The sequence below is a fragment of the Sulfurimonas sp. genome (genome assembly GCF_018698455.1).
GTDB lineage: Bacteria > Campylobacterota > Campylobacteria > Campylobacterales > Sulfurimonadaceae > Sulfurimonas.
Genome location: NZ_JABIOQ010000034.1, coordinates 1 through 18,351, shown reverse-complemented (window position 1 = coordinate 18,351; position 18,351 = coordinate 1). Strand labels below are relative to the sequence as shown.

The 18,351-nt window shown below is 33.2% G+C and carries 21 protein-coding genes; 10 read left to right on the top strand and 11 right to left on the bottom strand.

Annotated features, from left to right (window positions below):
- Nucleotides 1–162 precede the first annotated feature (162 nt).
- Genes HOG88_RS04825 through HOG88_RS04810 form a run of 4 tightly spaced genes read left to right on the top strand, consistent with a single transcriptional unit; the run spans nucleotide 163 to nucleotide 3,454 of the window.
- A complete protein-coding gene (locus tag HOG88_RS04825; protein WP_295003777.1) occupies nucleotides 163–852 on the top strand; it encodes an NAD-binding protein in 690 nt (229 codons plus the stop codon).
- Between the two features lies 1 nt (nucleotide 853).
- Nucleotides 854–1,741 (top strand): NAD(P)H-dependent glycerol-3-phosphate dehydrogenase, encoded by an 888-nt coding sequence (locus HOG88_RS04820; RefSeq protein ID WP_295003775.1) that lies wholly within the window; start codon nucleotides 854–856, stop codon nucleotides 1,739–1,741.
- Nucleotides 1,742–1,761: 20 nt separating this feature from the next.
- On the top strand, nucleotides 1,762–3,117 hold the full coding sequence (locus HOG88_RS04815) for a DASS family sodium-coupled anion symporter (RefSeq protein ID WP_295003773.1): 1,356 nt from the start codon (nucleotides 1,762–1,764) through the stop codon (nucleotides 3,115–3,117).
- Nucleotides 3,118–3,160: 43 nt separating this feature from the next.
- On the top strand, nucleotides 3,161–3,454 hold the full coding sequence (locus HOG88_RS04810) for a Dabb family protein (protein ID WP_295003771.1): 294 nt from the start codon (nucleotides 3,161–3,163) through the stop codon (nucleotides 3,452–3,454).
- 167 nt (nucleotides 3,455–3,621) lie between these two features.
- On the opposite strand, the gene HOG88_RS04805 is transcribed toward HOG88_RS04810, so the two are convergent.
- The 3 genes from HOG88_RS04805 to HOG88_RS04795 all read right to left on the bottom strand — a co-directional run bounded on the left by HOG88_RS04805 (nucleotide 3,622) and on the right by HOG88_RS04795 (nucleotide 5,340).
- Nucleotides 3,622–3,903 (bottom strand): DUF1566 domain-containing protein, encoded by a 282-nt coding sequence (locus tag HOG88_RS04805; protein WP_295003769.1) that lies wholly within the window; start codon nucleotides 3,901–3,903, stop codon nucleotides 3,622–3,624.
- A 67-nt stretch (nucleotides 3,904–3,970) separates the two neighbouring features.
- Entirely contained in the window at nucleotides 3,971–4,375 is a 405-nt protein-coding gene (locus tag HOG88_RS04800) for a DUF1566 domain-containing protein (protein WP_295003767.1), read from the bottom strand.
- A gap of 17 nt (nucleotides 4,376–4,392) precedes the next feature.
- Nucleotides 4,393–5,340 carry a c-type cytochrome gene (locus HOG88_RS04795; protein WP_295003765.1) on the bottom strand — a complete coding sequence of 316 codons (948 nt, stop codon included), beginning with the start codon at nucleotides 5,338–5,340 and terminating at the stop codon, nucleotides 4,393–4,395.
- A gap of 732 nt (nucleotides 5,341–6,072) precedes the next feature.
- Here HOG88_RS04795 and HOG88_RS04790 point away from each other — a divergent pair.
- From HOG88_RS04790 to HOG88_RS04780, 3 genes are read left to right on the top strand one after another with little or no spacing between them, the layout of a single operon-like run.
- Entirely contained in the window at nucleotides 6,073–7,311 is a 1,239-nt protein-coding gene (locus HOG88_RS04790; protein ID WP_295003763.1) for a M48 family metallopeptidase, read from the top strand.
- Nucleotides 7,311–8,141, top strand: coding sequence for a HemK/PrmC family methyltransferase (locus tag HOG88_RS04785; RefSeq protein WP_295003761.1), 831 nt, complete (start codon nucleotides 7,311–7,313; stop codon nucleotides 8,139–8,141). Before HOG88_RS04790 ends, HOG88_RS04785 begins: the two co-directional genes overlap by 1 nt.
- A 1-nt stretch (nucleotide 8,142) precedes the next feature.
- A complete protein-coding gene (locus HOG88_RS04780) occupies nucleotides 8,143–8,622 on the top strand; it encodes a DUF4149 domain-containing protein (protein WP_295003759.1) in 480 nt (159 codons plus the stop codon).
- Here the strand turns inward: HOG88_RS04780 and HOG88_RS04775 are convergent.
- The 6 genes from HOG88_RS04775 to dnaJ form a co-directional block, all read right to left on the bottom strand.
- Nucleotides 8,619–8,888: a J domain-containing protein gene (locus tag HOG88_RS04775; RefSeq protein ID WP_295003757.1), complete on the bottom strand. Its 270-nt coding sequence runs from the start codon at nucleotides 8,886–8,888 to the stop codon at nucleotides 8,619–8,621. The two genes, HOG88_RS04780 and HOG88_RS04775, sit on opposite strands and share 4 nt — an antisense overlap.
- A 26-nt stretch (nucleotides 8,889–8,914) precedes the next feature.
- Complete coding sequence (gene ftsZ / locus HOG88_RS04770; RefSeq protein ID WP_295003755.1) at nucleotides 8,915–10,027, bottom strand: cell division protein FtsZ; 1,113 nt, start codon at nucleotides 10,025–10,027, stop codon at nucleotides 8,915–8,917.
- Nucleotides 10,028–10,039: 12 nt separating this feature from the next.
- Complete coding sequence (gene ftsA, locus HOG88_RS04765) at nucleotides 10,040–11,395, bottom strand: cell division protein FtsA (RefSeq protein WP_295003753.1); 1,356 nt, start codon at nucleotides 11,393–11,395, stop codon at nucleotides 10,040–10,042.
- Nucleotide 11,396: 1 nt separating this feature from the next.
- Nucleotides 11,397–12,863 (bottom strand): peptidylprolyl isomerase, encoded by a 1,467-nt coding sequence (locus HOG88_RS04760; RefSeq protein WP_295003751.1) that lies wholly within the window; start codon nucleotides 12,861–12,863, stop codon nucleotides 11,397–11,399.
- Nucleotides 12,864–12,940: 77 nt separating this feature from the next.
- Entirely contained in the window at nucleotides 12,941–13,534 is a 594-nt protein-coding gene (locus tag HOG88_RS04755) for a class II aldolase and adducin N-terminal domain-containing protein (protein WP_295003749.1), read from the bottom strand.
- 8 nt (nucleotides 13,535–13,542) lie between these two features.
- Nucleotides 13,543–14,673: a molecular chaperone DnaJ gene (gene dnaJ / locus HOG88_RS04750; protein WP_295003747.1), complete on the bottom strand. Its 1,131-nt coding sequence runs from the start codon at nucleotides 14,671–14,673 to the stop codon at nucleotides 13,543–13,545.
- 85 nt (nucleotides 14,674–14,758) lie between these two features.
- Here dnaJ and HOG88_RS04745 point away from each other — a divergent pair, with 85 nt between their 5' ends.
- From HOG88_RS04745 to HOG88_RS04735, 3 genes are read left to right on the top strand one after another with little or no spacing between them, the layout of a single operon-like run.
- Nucleotides 14,759–15,862 (top strand): MltA domain-containing protein, encoded by a 1,104-nt coding sequence (locus HOG88_RS04745; RefSeq protein ID WP_295003745.1) that lies wholly within the window; start codon nucleotides 14,759–14,761, stop codon nucleotides 15,860–15,862.
- Nucleotides 15,855–16,424, top strand: a complete 570-nt coding sequence (gene recR, locus HOG88_RS04740) for a recombination mediator RecR (RefSeq protein WP_295003743.1) — start codon at nucleotides 15,855–15,857, stop codon at nucleotides 16,422–16,424. The genes HOG88_RS04745 and recR overlap by 8 nt, the downstream gene beginning before the upstream one ends.
- Nucleotides 16,425–17,294: a phospholipase A gene (locus tag HOG88_RS04735; RefSeq protein ID WP_295003741.1), complete on the top strand. Its 870-nt coding sequence runs from the start codon at nucleotides 16,425–16,427 to the stop codon at nucleotides 17,292–17,294.
- A gap of 16 nt (nucleotides 17,295–17,310) precedes the next feature.
- Here HOG88_RS04735 and HOG88_RS04730 read toward each other — a convergent pair whose 3' ends face one another.
- Nucleotides 17,311–18,105, bottom strand: a complete 795-nt coding sequence (locus HOG88_RS04730; RefSeq protein WP_295003739.1) for a shikimate dehydrogenase — start codon at nucleotides 18,103–18,105, stop codon at nucleotides 17,311–17,313.
- 1 nt (nucleotide 18,106) lies between these two features.
- Nucleotides 18,107–18,351: chorismate-binding protein (locus tag HOG88_RS04725; RefSeq protein WP_295003737.1), on the bottom strand; the 245-nt coding region annotated here is incomplete at its 5' end.

Below are 18,351 nucleotides of genomic sequence, written 5' to 3'. Positions count from 1 at the left end.
GGTTTAAAGTTATTGTCCTCGGTCTATTTAAAGGCGGTAGTGATAAGTTTTATTTCAATCCAATTGATAGTACACTTTTAGAAAATGGTGACTATATACTGGCTGTTGGATATAAAGTATTTGTAAAAGAATTTGAAAAATCTTTACATAAAAAGGTTGTTAATGTCTAAGACAACTGCACTTATCTTTGGTTTTAATAAGTATGCTCTAGAGATAGAGTTAAATGTAAAAGTAAAGTACGATAATATAAAAATATATTCTTTAAATAAGCAAGATATAGATAATTCTGAAAAAAATGTAGAGTATTTTGATCTGAATGATGAATGGTCAAGTATAGAAAATTGTATTGATATGGAGAATTCTATAGCATTTTGTGCACTAGAAGATAGCGCTGAAAACATCTTTTTAACTATCTCTTTAAGAGCCCACTTTAAAGAGCTTATCATTATAGCGATTGCTTCAAATAAAGAGAGTGCAAACAAGCTTACAATGGCTGGTGCAAATAAAGTAATACCTCTTGTTGAAACAACAGCAGATATAATTGCAAATGTTCTTGAAAAACCGATCTCTAACAAGGTTTTACATAATATTTTATATGAAGAAAGTGCTCTAAAAGTTGAGCAGGTAAAAATAGCAAATGAAGAATATTTCGAGAATGCATCTGTTTCAGATATTGACTGGAGTGGATACAATGGTATTATTATTCTTTCTGTGATGAAGGAAGATATGAGCCATGAGTTTATATATGCCTCAAAACTAAAGAATCATATTATTAAAAATGGTGATATATTAGTAGTTGTTGGGTTTGAAACAGACATAGAAGAGTTTAAAAATATAATAGGGAGTAACTAATATGAGGGTAGGAGTTATAGGAGCAGGAAAATGGGGCAGTGCTTTGGCCTTTGCTCTCAGTGAAAAGAGTGATGTTGTTATCACTTCAAGAACACCAAGAGAATTGGATAATTTTGTTTCACTTGAAGAAATACTTGAGTGTGAGTACCTTGTTATTACCGTTCCAGCACAAGAAATAGCATTATGGTTAGAGAAAAATTTTGTTTTTATAAATCAGAAAATTTTAGTGGCAGCTAAAGGTATAGAAGCAAGTAGTGGAAGATTCTTAAATGAAATATATGCAAAGCATGTTCCAGATGAAAATATCGCTTTTTTATCTGGTCCTTCATTTGCTGTAGAAGTAATGAAATCTCTTCCAACGGCACTTGTTGTGAACTCAAAAAACAATAAACTATCTTCTGAATTTGCAGAACTTTTTCCATCATTTATTAAAGCTTATACTTCTAATGATGTTGTAGGTGCAGAAGTGTCTGGTGCATATAAAAATGTTATAGCAATAGCTGCTGGAATATGTGAAGGCTTAGGACTAGGTAAAAATGCAGCCGCTGCACTTATAAGTAGGGGTCTTGTAGAAATACAACGTTTTGGCCTTTTTTATGGAGCGAGAGAAGAAACATTTATAGGTTTAGGTGGAGCAGGGGATTTGTTTCTTACTGCATCTTCACCAATGAGTAGAAACTTTCGTGTTGGGCTTGGACTTGCAAAAGCCAAAACACAAGCAGAAATACTAGATGAGCTAGGTGAGGTAGCTGAGGGAATAGGTACTTCTTATGCTCTTTATAATATGACTAAAAAAAATAATTTATATCTCCCAATAGCAAAAGAAGTACATGCAATGCTAGAGGGTAAAAATCCAAAAGAATCTCTACAAGACTTACTCTCTAGTTAGTAGAGAGTAAAAGGAATTTATTGAACCACTTTAAACGATTACAAAAAATATTACTGGCTATTTTTATTGGAATAGTTCTTTTTTTTATTTCAGACACAGTTTTTACACAGCCTCAGTCGATTTTAGTAGGATTAATAGCCTTTTTAGTTACTCTTTGGACAAACGAAGGACTTCCTTTAGCAGTTGTTTCTCTTATGCCAATTGCCCTTTTCCCTGCGTTTGGACTTCTTGGAACAAAAGCAACTACGACTAACTACTCACATCCTATTATATATCTTTTTTTAGGGGGATTTTTACTTGCAATTGGAGTTGAGAAAACAAACCTTCATAGGTATATTTCTCAGAAGATACTCTCTTTCTTTCCAAGTACACCTCGAGGGGTCATCTTCTCTCTTGTTTTAACGTCTGGACTTTTAAGCTCTGTCCTTTCAAACACAACAACAACACTTCTCCTAATATCAATAGCACTTTTTTTAAGTGAAGATGCTAAATTGAAGATGCGTTTTGCATTAGCAATTGCCTATGGTTCAAATGTTGGTGGAATTATTACTCCTATTGGTACCCCTCCTAATCTTATTCTTTATGGAATTATGCAAGATAAAGGTTTAGAAACTCTGAGTTTTTTTCAATGGGTAGGAATGGTTTCTCCTTTAGCACTTGTAATGCTTTTAGTAGTGGGATTTCTACTAAGTTTAGGACTTGAAAAAGTTGAGATAGTAGAGGATACAAAGAGACATATTCTAGATATATCACAAAAGAAAGTTCTAGGCGCATTAGGTGCTTTAGTCCTACTCCTTTTTGCTAATGCTCCTATTAAACCTTATTGGAGTGGTTTAGGGATGAGTGAACCTGTGATACTCTTAGCTTTTGGACTTGCTTTATTTTTACCATATATAAATATTTTAGAGTGGGATGAAGATAGTAAAAGAGTTCCCTATAAAATTATGTTTTTATTTGGAGCTGGATTTTCTATTGCAAAGGCATTCTCCACTACAGGTTTAGCCGATAGTGTTGCTTCATACCTTTTAGTCATTACACATTTAGCACCTATAGTTTTACTATTAATAGTTGCAGCACTTATCACTTTCACTACAGAAATAACATCAAATACAGCACTTATATCTATTATGCTTCCTGTAATATATGCTATCTCTGTGCAGTCAGATATAAACACGATGCTTTTTATGATGGTAGCAACCGTAAGTTCTTCCTATGCCTTTATGCTTCCTATAGCTACCGCTCCAAATGCTATAGCTATGAGTAGTGGTGCCGTTCATGTAAAAGATATGTTGCGTTTTGGAGTTATTTTAAATCTTTTAGGAATTTTCTTTATTGTATTAATTGCAGAATATTTTTGGAAAGGAATACTTCTTTAAGAGAGAGTTTGATAAAATTTTATAAATAAATTAAAGGTTGACGATGGTAGTTCATATAGTAATGTTTAAGTTCAAAGATGAAAAAAAAGCTTTAAACATAGGAATAGCAAAAGATATGCTTGAGGGACTAGAACGTCCAATAGCTGAGTTGAAGTCAATGGAAGTGGGTGTGAACTTTGATGAATCACCAAGAGCTATGGACCTTTGTATATACACAACATTCCAAACGCAAGAGGATTTAAAAACTTATGCTGAGCATCCTGAGCATTTAAAAGTCGTTGAGTTTATAAAAAGTGTTACTTTAGAGTCTAAGGTAGTAGACTATATATTAGAATAGAGTTTATTAATATATGAGCATGGTTGTAGGTTGTAATTTTAATATTATTGCCTAGCTCTAACACAACGAACATAATACTTATGAGATTTATTACTACTGTAGATACTACCATGACTGAAGTCCATATACCAAGTGTCAGAACTAGAAGAGACAAAAGGTGTACTAGATCAGTAATAATATGATACTATGTTTTTAAAACCATTTTTTATAGAAGGGTTAAATTTATTAGTATCTACTATAGAATACAATTCTTTTATATTGGGAAGTCTCCAATCACTTTTTCCATCTAGTTTTAGCTCTTTACAATATACTTTTGCTTCACTCAAATCTTTTTTTATACCTTGTGTAGCATAACTATCTTCCCAGATAAGTCCTGTGCTAAGATCTTTAAAAACTTCTGCACTAATAAGTACACTTGTACTTATTATAATTAAAAGAATTGCTCTCATTTAAATTCCTATATTTTTGTGATACATGGTCATTGTCATACTTTACATAAAATCCTAGTCATCAAAATTATTGTCTATCTCTAACACAGCGAGTATAGTATTTAGCTGACTCGTCATAGTAGTTAGTATAGCCATAATCGAAACTTATACTCCAAGTGCGTGAATCAGAAGAGATATCTGGTGAACTAGACCAATAGCAGCTAGATACTGTGTTGTTAAAACCATTTTTTATAGCAGGGTTAAATTTATTAGTATCTACTATAGAATACAATTCTTTTATATTGGGAAGTCTCCAATCACTTTTCCCATCTAGTTTTAGCTCTTTACAATATACTTTTGCTTCACTCAAATCTTTTTTTATATCTTGTGTAGCATAACTATCTTCCCAGATAAGCCCTGTGCTAAGATCTTTAAACACTTCTGCACTAATAAGTATACTAGTGCTTATTATAATTAAAAGAATTGCTCTCATTTAAATTCCTATCTTTTTTAATAGCCTAAATACTGACCATTTTCTTTTCTCCAATCATAAATAGGTTGAAATGGACCAAACTTATGTTGTTCTTGAGAAAATTTATCTGCATATGGTGGCTTATGATAATCTATTGGCTTATCTTCTATATGTGGATACTCAACAACTACAAATTCATACTTTGGTCTTTTATGAATTCTATCATCATTGATATATGCTGCTACATCAATTGCTTCTTCATCGGTTAATACAGGACTTTTATAAGTAACACCTAGCGGCATATTATTTTTAATAAATTTAGCTGCTTTTATAATTCTATGCATAGATGAGCCTGGCTGATAAGATGCAAATCCCCATACAGGTGGATATTTGTATGCAATTGCATCATCTTTCATTACACCTTGCCCATCTTTTTGATGACATACCATACAATATTTATCATATACAATCTTACCTCTTATAGAGTCTGCTGCTTTTATTGGTATTTTAATATCTTTAAGAGTATCCCCTTTTACACGTCCTCCAGTTGGTATACCTTCACCCATCCATTTTATATATGTAACCATAGCTATCATTTCATCAGATTGAAGTGGCATCTTTGTTCCATTTAATGGACGTTCTATGCAATTATTTATTCTTTGGGATAGCGTTAGTATTTTCCCCTCTCTACCACGATATTGTGGATATCGGGCATGTACACTAAAATAATTAAGCCCATACGGTACAGTCCCAGCTTTTAAATGGCAACTTTGACAAGCTAATCCATTTCCACCATACTGCCCAATACTCCCTTTTTGACCTAAATAGTATGGAAATCTCTCTAGTAACTCTTTTCCGTATTTAATTGTACTTCCAAGTTTTCCTCCTGGAATGTCTTTATCACTCGGGGGTACAAACACTTTGCTATCAGAGGCGATCAACATACAACCTAGAAATAAAAAGGCACTTAAAAATAATTTTTCCATATTTTTCCTTTAGATACTTAACTCGCACATAGATTTCACTAAAATAAGTAAATAGGCAGCTTCAGATTAGTAAAAACAACCTAAAATTTAAGCTAATTTAAATTTAAAAAAAAAGTTTAAATCCAACTTCTATAGCTATTATCATTTGCCACGAAAACCAAGCTAATAAATACGACTTACCCCTAAGATTGTAATTGAACTTATTGTAACTATAGCTTAAAATAAAAATCTAGTTATCTATATATAGCTCCTTATAAGTTATCCCCTTTACCAGTAAGTTTTAAGAGTAACTTTTGCACTGCAAACTATAGAGACTAGAAAGTATGAAGAACAAAATAATATAGAGAAAATTTCAACTGCAGTACTTACAGTAAATGTTATGCAAGATGATACAAATAGGTATATTAAAGCAGGTATGGATGATTTTCTAGCTAAGCCTGTTGATGTTAAAGAATTAGAAAGTACTCTAAGAGAATATTTATGATAATTGTAGAGTAGTCTTAGACTACTCAAACTTTACGTTTTCATATCTGTCGTAGAGCCACTCTGCCACTGCTTGTTTTTCATTTTCATTGATCTTTTTTTTGAGTGATGGCATAACTCCAAATTTTTCTATTTCCCCTTTAAAAGATTACTATTTGGCACTATACACAGGATTTATTAGCTCATTGTTAATATAAATAAGAAAGATGATAAAATTGCAGATAAATTTTAAGATATCAAGGTTTTTAAATGTTAATGACAATTGTAGCAATATATACTCTTTATGTACTAATATCAATCTATACAAGTGTAATGCAAATAGGTTACATCAATCAAGAAAAAAATAAGGAACCGATTCTTTTAGATAGGAATGATTTTTTAAAAGCAGGAAATTATTCGGTAGCCAAAGAAAAACTTTCCATAGTAAGTTCTTTTGTTGATTATCTCTTTTTTATAGCTTGGATGGGAGTAGGGCTTAAGGCTCTACAAACAAATATATTTCTACAAAATGAAATATTATTAAATATATCAATGGTAATGAGTTTTGTGGTTATTAGTTCTTTACTCTCTTTACCTTTTGCTTACTATGAAAAGTTTGTTCTAGATGAGCAATTTGGTTTTAATAAGTCTTCCTTAGGCCTATGGATAAAAGATACTCTTATCTCTTTTATAATGACTCTCGTGTTTGGTTCTTTAGTCGTTTGGGGAATATATGAAATTATTTCTAACTTCGATCTTTGGTGGTTATGGAGCTTTGTATTTATATTTGGAGTTGTTATCCTTATAAATATGCTTTACCCTGCGTTTAGAGCAACTTTCTTTGATAAACTAACACCACTTCAAGATGAAGAGTTAGATGAGCAAATAAAAGACTTGATGGATAGAACAGGCTTTGTAAGTTCAGGTGTTTTTGTAAGTGATGCTTCTAAACGCGATGCAAGATTAAATGCATACTTCGGTGGTTTTGGAAAGGCTAAACGTGTTGTTCTTTTTGATACTCTAATAGAAAAACTGACTACAAAAGAACTTTTAGCAGTTCTAGGACATGAACTAGGGCACTTCGCACATGGCGATATATATAAAAATATAGCTATTGTTGGTGCTATGCTATTTAGTATGTTTGCAATTTTTGGAAATCTTCCTATCTCTTTGTATCTAGAAATGGGTCTTAGCAGTGAGCCATATATTATTATGATATTTCTTATGTTATTTATGCCTGTTCTAGGCTTTGTTATGATGCCAATAATGGGAATGATTAGCCGTCATAACGAGTATGCGGCCGATAAGATGGGAAGTGAACTTGGTGGTCCATCTGGTGCTATAGAGCTTGCTAATGCACTTGTTAAGTTAGTGACGCAAAACAAAAGTTTTCCACTTTCTCATCCACTGTATATATTTTTTCATTACACTCATCCTCCCGTGCTTGAGCGTCTTAAAGAGTTAGGAATGGACATTGAAAATATAGATAGAAGTTCTTTAAAGACATAATGCAAGAGATTACGGTAGTTAAAGATCTTCTCAAAGAGATTACACAAACTCTTTCCCCTCATATAGAGAGAGCTTCAAGGGAAGCTCAACTTCTTTTAATGGCACACCTTAATGTTGATGAACTTTGGTTAATTACACACCAGAGTGAAGTAGTCCAAGATGTAGATAAACTTTTATCTTGGGTTAAACGCAGAGAGAAAAATGAACCATTTGAATATATAACTAATAGTGTTAGTTTTTACAGTGAAGAGTTTTTTATAAAAGAGGGTGCACTAATCCCTCGTCCCGAAACAGAAATACTCATAGATGAAGTAATAAAGAATGTAGAGGATAAAGCATCTGCCATAACTTTTGTAGAGGTAGGTATAGGGAGTGGAATTATTTCAATAATACTTGCACGTCATTTTCTTAATGCTAAGTTTATTGGAGTTGATATATCTCAGGACGCTTTAGATATAGCTAAGATAAATATAGGAAAGTTTGGCTTAGAAAAAAGAATTGAGTTGCGTTTAGGCTCGTTACTTGAACCTATTGAGGAAGATATAGACTATCTCGTATCTAACCCACCTTATATTGCAGATGCAGAAGTTTTAGAGTCTAATCTTGACTATGAACCTCAAAATGCTCTTTTTGGTGGGCTAATTGGAGATGAGATAATTCAAGAACTTCTTGAGTGTGTCTTAAAGCAGAAGATTAGATTTTTTAGTTGTGAGATGGGGTATGATCAAAAAGATAAAATACAGAGATATTTAAAAGATAAAAAAATTAAAAGTTTAGAGTTCTACAAAGATCTAAGTGATTTTGATAGGGGCTTTACTCTAAAGGCATAATATGAAAAGAAATATATATATAGATTTTAGTTACTTGTTGGTTGTTGGAATGTCACTTGGTGCTGTTCTTGTTCTTGGAATAGTTGTAGCAGCTGTTGTTTTTAATACTGGTAAGCTTCCAGTAGAGATACTTATTGATAGGTATAATGCTGGAATTATAATGGGCGAGATATTTCATAGATTTTCTTACTGGGCATACTTCTTAGCAACATTTGTAGGCTTGTATGAGGCATATATGTACAAAACAGGTCAAAGAGATGCTATTGTTTTTGCAGCAGCAGTTACTGTGAGTTTTAGTGCATTAATGTTTAGTGCTGTTTACTCTCCTAAGATACTGGAAATGCAAGCTCAGGGTGGAGAAGCAACTACGAGTGATACATTTGAGAATCTTCATTATGCAAGCGAGCTAGATTTTAAAATATTGGCTGTGGCTTTAGTTGTACTTTTTGTAAGAAGATTAATGCTACTAAGAATTTCTTAACGCTCGTGAAATTTATCATGCCACCATTCCGATGGTGAGAATGTTCTTTTTTTGATACTCTCTTCATCAAAAGGATATTCGTAGTTATTACAGTATGCTAAAATTGTTTCATATGCATCGTTAATACTCATACTCATATCAGTCGCTCTTTTTACATCATCAGTATGTTTATCAGGATGCCATTTTTTCATAAGAAGTTTATATTTATTTTTGATTTCTTTAAGTGAGGAAGTTTCACGAAGACCAAGGAGTGACTTGGCTTTCATGATTTTGGTAAATTGAGACAAACTTTTTAGTCTTGTTGTTGTCTCATGTAAGCAGGAATGTCAAGATAGTCAGGGTCTAAATCTCCACCAACAATAAGACGTGGACGTACTTTTGCACGTGGTGGCTCAGGATTTTGACTTACAAAGTCTTCATTATTTGATAACTCTTTTTCAAAACCAGTTGCAACGATAGTAATCTTTACATAGTCTTGACTAAGTGTTTCATCTGTTGATGTTCCCCAGATTACTTCAGCTTCTTCATGAGCACTCTCATGAACAACATCCATAGCTTCTGCAAGTTCCATCATAGGAAAGCCTGGGTGCATGTTAAAGTGTACTAAAACTCCCATTGCTCCATTTATTGACATGTTATCAAGAAGAGGAGACTCAACAGCTGCCTTAATAGCTTCGTATGCTGCATTATCACCTTGATGCTCACCAACACCCATAAGAGCCATACCCTTATGACTCATAACAGTTTGTAAATCGGCGAAGTCAAGGTTGATATCATTATCGCCACTTGATAAAATAACACCAGACGTTCCACTTACAGCTTGAGCTAAAACACTATCTACTATTTTAAAGCTCTCTTTCATCCCTAATTTTCTATCAATGATAGAAAGAAGCTTGTCATTTGGAATAACAACAATTGAGTCACTCTCTTTTTTAAGCTCTTCAAGACCAATTTCTGCAAGTTTGAGACGTTTACGACCTTCAAACATAAAAGGTTTTGTAACGATAGAAATAGTTAATGCTCCCACTTCTTTAGCAATTTGAGCAACAACAGGTGCAGCACCTGTTCCTGTTCCACCACCAAGGCCAGCGGAGATAAATACTATGTCAGCACCTTGAAGAGCTGCCCGAATTTCATCATAGTTTTCTAAAGCAGAATCTTTACCGATATTTGGTTTCATACCAGCACCAAGACCCTTAGTGAGTTTAGCACCAATCTGAATCTTAGATGCAGCAGAATTCTCATTTAAAACTTGAGCATCAGTGTTAATTAGCATCATCTCAATACCACTAACACCTTCTTTAAGCATATGACCAATCATATTTCCACCACCGCCACCAACACCGACAGCTATGATTCTCGCACCATTTAAATTATTTGATTCTTCTATTGAAAATGCTTCCATTACATCACTCCTTTAAAATAACTGGGTAGCCCAGTTCCAAAACTTACTAAAGCTACTAGCTTCATCACTCTTTTTCTCTTTTTTTACATCTAGTGAAATCATTGTATCTTCTGGTTCCTCTAATGAAGGAGCAATAGGAATATCTAGTGAATCATTAAATTTCACAGTACTCTTTGAAGATTCAATCTCATTTACATGTCTAACACGCTTATTTACATCTATTTCATAAGGTGTATATGAAGTAGCAGCATACATAATGAGACCAATTACACTTGAGTACTCAGGATCTCTTAAATTGTCAAAAAGACCATCCATTTCAATAGGTTTTGCTAAACGTACAGGCATAGAACCAAAAGTGGCAATAGCAAGGTCTCTAATACCTTCCATCTTTGAAAATCCACCTGTTAAAACAACACCTGCACCCATTTGATCTTTAAGCCCACTTTTATCAATGAACTGTGAAAGTATCATAAGTGTTTCTTCGACTCTTGCAAAGATTACATTATGTACAACATCAAGAGAAACCTCATGTGTTGAACTTTCATCTCCTATAACAGGAAGTTCTATAAGGTCATTACTTGGTGTTAATAGTGAACCATATGTCAGTTTTACGTTGTCTGCAACATTTAGAGGCGTATGAAGTGCCATAGAAAGGTCACTAGTTACATGGTTTGACCCTACACCTAAAAATTCATTGTAACGTATAGAATTTCCTGAATGAATAGCAATATTACTTGTGTTTCCACCCATGTCTATAACAGCAACACCAAGTTCTTTTTCATCTTCATTAAGAATAGCAATAGAAGAAGCATAAGAGTTTAGAAGAATATTGTCTACTTCTATTCCTGCTCCGTTAACTGCTTTTTTGAGGTTGTTAAGATTTGACTTTTGCGTCGTTATAATATGTGTCTCAACTTCTAAGCGCGATGCATTCATACCTAATGGGTCTTCTATAAAGTCTTGATCATCAAGTTTAAAGTTATAAGGTAGAGCATGAAGCACTTCATATTCACTTGGAATATTTGCATTATATAAAGAAGTGTGCATTACACGTTCAATCTCTTTAAGACTAACTTCTTTAGTCTGAATATTTACAATACCATTAGAATTTAGACTTTTTGTATAGGCACTACTAATAGAAACAATAGCAGAAGTAACATCACATCCAGAAACACGTTTTGCATCTTCAACAGCAGTTTTAATACTTCTTGAAGCCAATTCAATATTTGTAATACTACCGCGTTTTAAACCCTGTGCTTTTGCTATTCCTGCTCCGGTAATAGCAATAGAGTTGTCATCGTCTATTTTTGCGATGACAGCACATATTTTTGTTGAGCCAATATCAATGGCTAAAACATTTCTACTCAATTTAGAGTCCTTGGATAAATATCTCTGTTTGGTACTTGTTTTGTAAAGTTTTTACAAGTGCTTTAGAAAACATACTATTTTTCAATTTTTCAATTGTATTAGTAAGATTGTTATTGGTATTATCAAGCAATTTTTGTTCCAAAATATAGTATAGAACAATGTTTCCACTGTTTAAACTAATGTATGCTCTCTTCTTACTACTTGTAAAGAGTTTTGTTAAAAATTCTTTAGCTTCTTCTTTAGAAAGATGAGTCAGACTAGAAACACTACTTACAGTTATAAAGTCTGTTGTTGTACCCTTGAAGTTTGCAACTGACTTGTTTGCTAGTTCATAAATTTTTTCTTGTCTAGCCTTGTCTATAAATAGAGCTGTTACTTCTTTTTTAGCATCTTCATAAGATTTTTGTGTTGCTTGGTTTACTTTTACTAACTTAAAAGTATGGTAAATACCATTTATTATAAGAGGTTTTATATGTGGAGACAGAGGTGAAAGCTTAGATACTTTTTCTAAAACTTCTGGAGTAAAAATATTTTTAGAGTTTGAAATTGTTACAGAGTTTAGTTTTATATCGTCTGCTAATTTACCTTTTTTATAAGCTATATATGATCTTAAAGCCTTATCTTTAGTAGCCTTATTATTTAGCTCTTTAATTATTAAATCTTTTGCAGACTCTTGACTCATTACTTTACCATTGCTATCTTTGAAGTGATTTTTATTTTCACTATAGAACTTCCCTAGTGTTGCATCAGTGTAAGTTTCGAGTATGTCTTCTTGAAGAAGATATTCTAAGTCGTAACTTACCTCATTCATAAAGTTTTGAGCTTGAGTCTCCCAAAATGGTTTTAAAGTTGCATTTGAAAGTTCTACTTTAATGGAATCTCTTGACAGAACTTTATAGCTTATCTTATCTGCTATATTTGCTACAGTATTCAAAACATTTAACTCATTTTTACTTGTTGTAACAGGAAGAAGATTAAGAGTCTTTTCTATTAAAAGCTCTTTTGTTAAACCTGCTTCATATTCTTTTGTAGAGAGTTTATTTTGTGAAAGAATCTGTTTATATGTATCTTTATCAAATTTTCCATCTTTAAAAAAGTATTCTTGTGTTGTGATTTTTTCAAGTAATTCTGCATCAGTAATTTCTAGTTCATAAGAATGTGCTAGATTAAGCATAAGAGATTGTTGTACTAACTGCTCAAGAGCTTGTTTTTGTAAACCAAACTGTTTTGCCTTCTCTTCATCAAAGTTACCTTGAAACATTTGGTTATATTGTGAATATAAACGCGAGTATGCTTTTTGAAGTTCACCCATAGTTATTTCAACTTTACCAACCTTAGCAACAGCTCCAGCTTTGTCTCCATAACTATATTGTCCCCAACCAACAAAACCTGCACCAACAAAAGCTATTGTTGAAATCCAGATAGTAATAATAAGCCACTTTTTATGTCTTTGCATCCATGTAATCATATGTTAAAAAACCTCTTTTTGATATTTACCTTATTTTATGTAAATTCGTATTAAAGCTTGATAAAAAGGGAAGGGAATTAGTCTAGTTCGTAGTTACTGTTTGAATTTTCAAGCATAAGTAGCAATCGACAGCTTTTTTCTAGTATTGCAAGTTTTTTTGCCATTTCATTAAGATCTCTATTGTAAGAGTAGATTCCATAACCACGAATAACCATGATATTAGTCTTTTTTGTTTGAAAATAGTAAGCTATTTCACTATCTGCTCTATCATACCAATCTTCAAACTGTTTAGGGTCTACTATATCTATTGAGCCTAGCTCTTGATAACCAAAGTAGTCTTTTGGCGTAATGATATTATGTTCCAATGAGTAAGCTGTTGTAAATTGAGGCATACTAAAACATATATATTTCGCTTCTGAGATTTGAGAGTAGATGCTAAAGTGTATTCTTGCGTCTAAACTCGCTTGATTCCAGCGGTAATCTTTTTTAAAGTAGAGTTGAATAAGCGAAGTGTCATCAAGCGCATCAAAAATAGCCTCTTTTGTATTAATGATGAAACGGTTAGATTCTGTTTTTGCGGAGATAGAACCATGATATATACCAAAGAAATCTTTTCTAAACATAGAGAGTGCTAATGTTGAGAGTTTCTTTTTTAGGTTCTGTCTATCCACAAGTCTTCCTACTTAAACCAAGATTTCATTTTATCAATAGCAGATGTTAAAACACTTTCATGAGGTTTTGATTCTATACCAAAGGACTCTTGAAGTTGAGATATTAATTCAGACTGCTCATCAGTTAAGACTCTCGGGTATTGAATATTAACTATAGCAATAAAGTTTCCTTTACCGTGACCATGAACATCATCAATTCCTTCACCTCTAAATGTGAAACGCTGTTTGTCTTTTGTTCCTATGTCTAAATGTAACTCCAACTCACCTGTAAGTGATGGAATTGTGATACTTTCACCTGTAATAGCTTGAGTAAAAAAGACTGGAATCTCAATGTATACATCATTGTCATCACGTATAAAATGCTTGTCTTGCTCAACTTCAAATGTGATGTACAAGTCTCCACGAGAGCCTTTTTTCCCGATGTTGCCTTTCCCTGAAACTCTCAGTCTATTTCCAGTATCTATACCTTTTGGAATTGTAATGGTTACATTCTCTTTTACTTCATCATAACCAGAACCTTTACAACTTTTACAAGCTGTAGTTGCCGCACTTCCTGCTCCTTGACAAACTGGACAAGTTTGTGTAAAAGTCATAAAACCTTGTTGCATAGCTACTTGGCCTCGGCCTCCACACTGCTTACAAGTTGATAGTTTTCCATCTTTTGCACCAGTACCATTACATTTGGCACAAGCTTTTTTGTAGGAAAAGTTTACTTCTTTTTCACAACCAAAGATAGCTTCGTTAAATGATATATGCATTTCTACATTCATATCTAGTGGATATTTGTCCATATCTGCCGGATTTTGACGACGACGAGACTGTCCTCCTCCTGCACCATTGAACATATCTTCGAACATTGAACTTAAATCTTCAAAACCACCAGATGGACGACGGCCACCGCCACCTCCCATTCCTTGCAGCCCTTCTTTTCCATAACGATCATAAATACCTTTTTGTTTTTCGTCACTTAAACACTGGTAAGCTTCATTACAAAGTTTGAATTTGTGTTCCGCCTCTTCATTTCCAGGATTTTTATCAGGATGATATTTTTTAGCCATTGCTCTATAGGCTTTTTTGATAGTTGTTTTATCAGCAGTTTTTGTAACTTCTAAGATTTCGTAGTAGCTTAATTCTTCCATTGTTATCCATATAATTATATAATTTTAGCAATTATACCGTTTTTGTAGTTTAATAATAAATAATTTAGACGCTATAATCACATTTATGAAACAAAGCATATTTATTTTGCTTATTAGTATACTCTTTTTTGGATGTACTAAAGGGCCACAGATACTCTCACCAAAACTTCCTCAGACATATCTCATGGAAAGTGATTTCTCAAACCTGCCAAATTTTTATGAAGAAAATTATGGTGATGTACTTAAAGAATTTCAAAATAGTTGTAAAAGCAGTAAAAGTAAGAAGATTTATGGCGAACTGTGTAATAAATCTGTATCTAATCTAACCCCAAAAGAATTTTTGCTTGAGTACTTTACACCATATGTTATTCATTCAAAAAAGGCACAAAATAAAGGATTACTAACTGGTTACTATGAAGCAAAACTTTATGCTTCTCGTAGTAAAAGTGATAAATATAAATATCCTATTTACAGTACACCTAAAGACTTAGTGAGTGTTGACTTAGGTTCTATCTATCCAAAATTAAAGAACTATAGACTCAGAGGACGTGTTGTTGGGAATAAACTTGTTCCATATGATACAAGAGAGCAAAGTAAAGATAAAGATGTAAATGCAGATGTTCTTTGTTACTGTGATTCAAAGATAGATAGATTTTTTCTTGAAATTCAAGGCTCAGGACGTGCTTTACTTGATACGAATGAAACGATATTTATAGGTTATGATAATCAAAATGGGCATAGATATAGAGCTATAGGAAGGTACTTAGTAAAGAAAAATGAGTTATTGATTGAAGATGTTTCTCTTCAAAGTATTAAAAGATGGTTAGAAGACAATCCATCAAGAGTAGATGAAGTACTTAATTATAACCAGTCATTAGTTTATTTTAGAGAGAAGTATCAAGGTGCAACTGGAGCAATGGGTTTAGAGTTGAGTCCATCGCGCTCAGTAGCTGTAGATAGACGCTATATTCCACTTGGTAGTATGTTGTATCTAAACGCCATGGTAGATGATAAAGAGTTATCCAAAGTTGTGTTTGCACAAGATACGGGAGGTGCCATTAAGGGTGCCGTTCGTGCAGATCTATTTTTAGGAGCTGGTAGTAAGGCTTTAGAAATAGCAGGAAGACTTAAATCTGAACTTCATCTATGGATTTTGCTTCCAAAAGAGAATAGGAAAAACTATGAATAACTCTCTAGAAAAATTCAACCGTCTTGTAGATTCACTCCAAGAGTTACCAACTATTGGGAAAAAGTCAGCTACGAGACTAGCATATCATATGATAATGGATGATACTTTTGTAGGGATGCGAATTTCTCATGCCATAGAAGATGCTCTTGGTAGTTTGAAAAAGTGTTCTGATTGTGGTGGTATGAGTGAAGATGAAATTTGTTATATATGTTGTGATGAAGAGAGAGATAGTACACTCTTATGTATTGTGGAAAATGCAAAAGACATACTACTTTTAGAAGAAAATGGACTTTTTGATGGAAAGTATTTTGTACTTGATTCTCTTGAAGAATTAAGAATATCTGATCTTGAAGATATGGTAAAAGATGGTGTAAATGAAGTGCTCTTTGCCTTAACACCCTCAATCTCTAATGATGCTGTAATTTTATACATTGAAGATAAGTTAGGAAGTTACAGTATTAACTTTAGTAAGATTGCACAGGGTGTACCAACCGGTGTTAGTTTAGAAAATATTGATTTACTTTCTTTAACAAGAGCATTAGAGGGTAGGGTGAGAGTTTAGATGAGATATATACTATTATTGGTTAGTTTATTTTTTATAATATTTGCAAATGATGAATACGAACTAAAAGAGTTGAAAAATGAAAAAACAAAGTCGAGTATGCAAAAATGGCTTGATAATGACCTCTCTTTGAAGCCATACAAAACAAACTACATACTTCCTTATGGATATTCTAGTAAAGAGTATCAGTCCAATATTCCAACGGTAGAATATAAAAATATAGAAGCTGAACTCCAAGTGAGCTTACAATTACATATTGGAAGTAACCTTATAGGTCTAAAAGAGAAATACTATATTTCATATAGCCATCAGGCTTTTTGGCAGATTTATATAGATTCTGCACCTTTTAGAGAGAGCACTTACAATCCAGAAGCCTTTGTGATTATTCCTATAGAACATAAAGGTTCTATGATCAGCCTTCGTTCTTTTAAACTTGCCTTAGCTCATCAATCAAATGGCCAGCCAAATACAAGCGAAATCTATTTTGACCAAAACCAGAGTTTAGGAAACCTCTCTAGAAGTGTGAACTATGTATATGGTTCACTTAGAGGACAGTATAATGGTTTAATCGTAGATTTAAAAGCTTGGGCACCTTTACCCGAAAATAAAGAGGATAGTGATAATTATGACCTAATGGATTATTGGGGATTCAGTAGTCTAAAACTGACATATTTTATAGATGAACATATGTTTACTTTGATGGGTAGAGGAAACATAGGAACGCAAAGGGGAGCAATAAAAGCTACCTATTCGTACCCATTGGTGCATAATAATTTCTATGTAAAGCTCTTTAGTGGGTATGGAGAGTCTCTTATAGACTATAATAGTAAACTGACAAAACTCTCATTTGGTTTTTCATTCTCAAGATAAGCTACTTCTTGATAGCTTAGAGTTCGAAGCTCTTTTGCATATAGTATTTTATATCTTCTTTTTTAAGTGTTGCGTTTACAAATAACTCATTGGCTAAGACACCTTGGCCTAGAAGCATATCTACTCCATCTTTGTAAATAATGCCTTTTTCTTTTGCTAATTGTAAAAATGGAGTAAGTTTCCCATATATAGCATCGGCTACAAAACTTGTATGCACGAGTATGGATTCAATCATCTCTTTTGGTGCTGGTAACTCTTCATCTTTAAGTCCAGCACTTGTTGTATTTACAACGAGGTCATAGTTAGAGATAGTAAAGTCTTTCCAATCAAAGCATTGGCAACCTAAGTCTTTAAAGTACTTAAGTCTTCCCTCACTTCTATTTAAGACACTAACATTTAAAGAGTCTTGTAAAAATCTTGTGGCTAATGCTTTTGCTGTACCACCAGCTCCTATAATGAGAATATTTCTGATATTTTTAAACTCACTGATTGCATAGATAAAGCCATCAGCATCAGTGTTATATCCTATAAGTTTTCCATTTTCATTCACAAGTGTATTGACCACACCTACTTTTTTTCCAAAACCTCTGACTTCATCACAAGCATTAAACGCAGCTTCTTTGTGAGGGACAGTAACATTTGCTCCACTTAGACCAAGTGTGAAAAAAGTCTCTTTTAATTTAGTTCCATCTATAAGATGTGTTCTTGTGTAACAAGCATCATAGTTGAGGTTTTTAAAAACAGAGTTATGCATAAGGGGAGAGCGTGAGTGTGACACAGGGTCACCAAAGATTGAGAAAAGTTTTTTCATATTACTTGTTATCTAAATCTTCTAGCGAGTGAATGAGTGCACCAAGTTTATTTTCTACTTCTTGATATTCTGATTCTTTTACAGAGTCTGCTACTATTCCTGCTCCAGCTTGAAGAACAACTCTATCTTCTTTAACCATAGCCGTTCTAATTGTAATAGCACTGTCCATATTACCATCGAAACCGAAGTAACCAACACTTCCAATATAAAAGCCGCGTTTTAGTCCTTCATATCGTGCGATGAGCT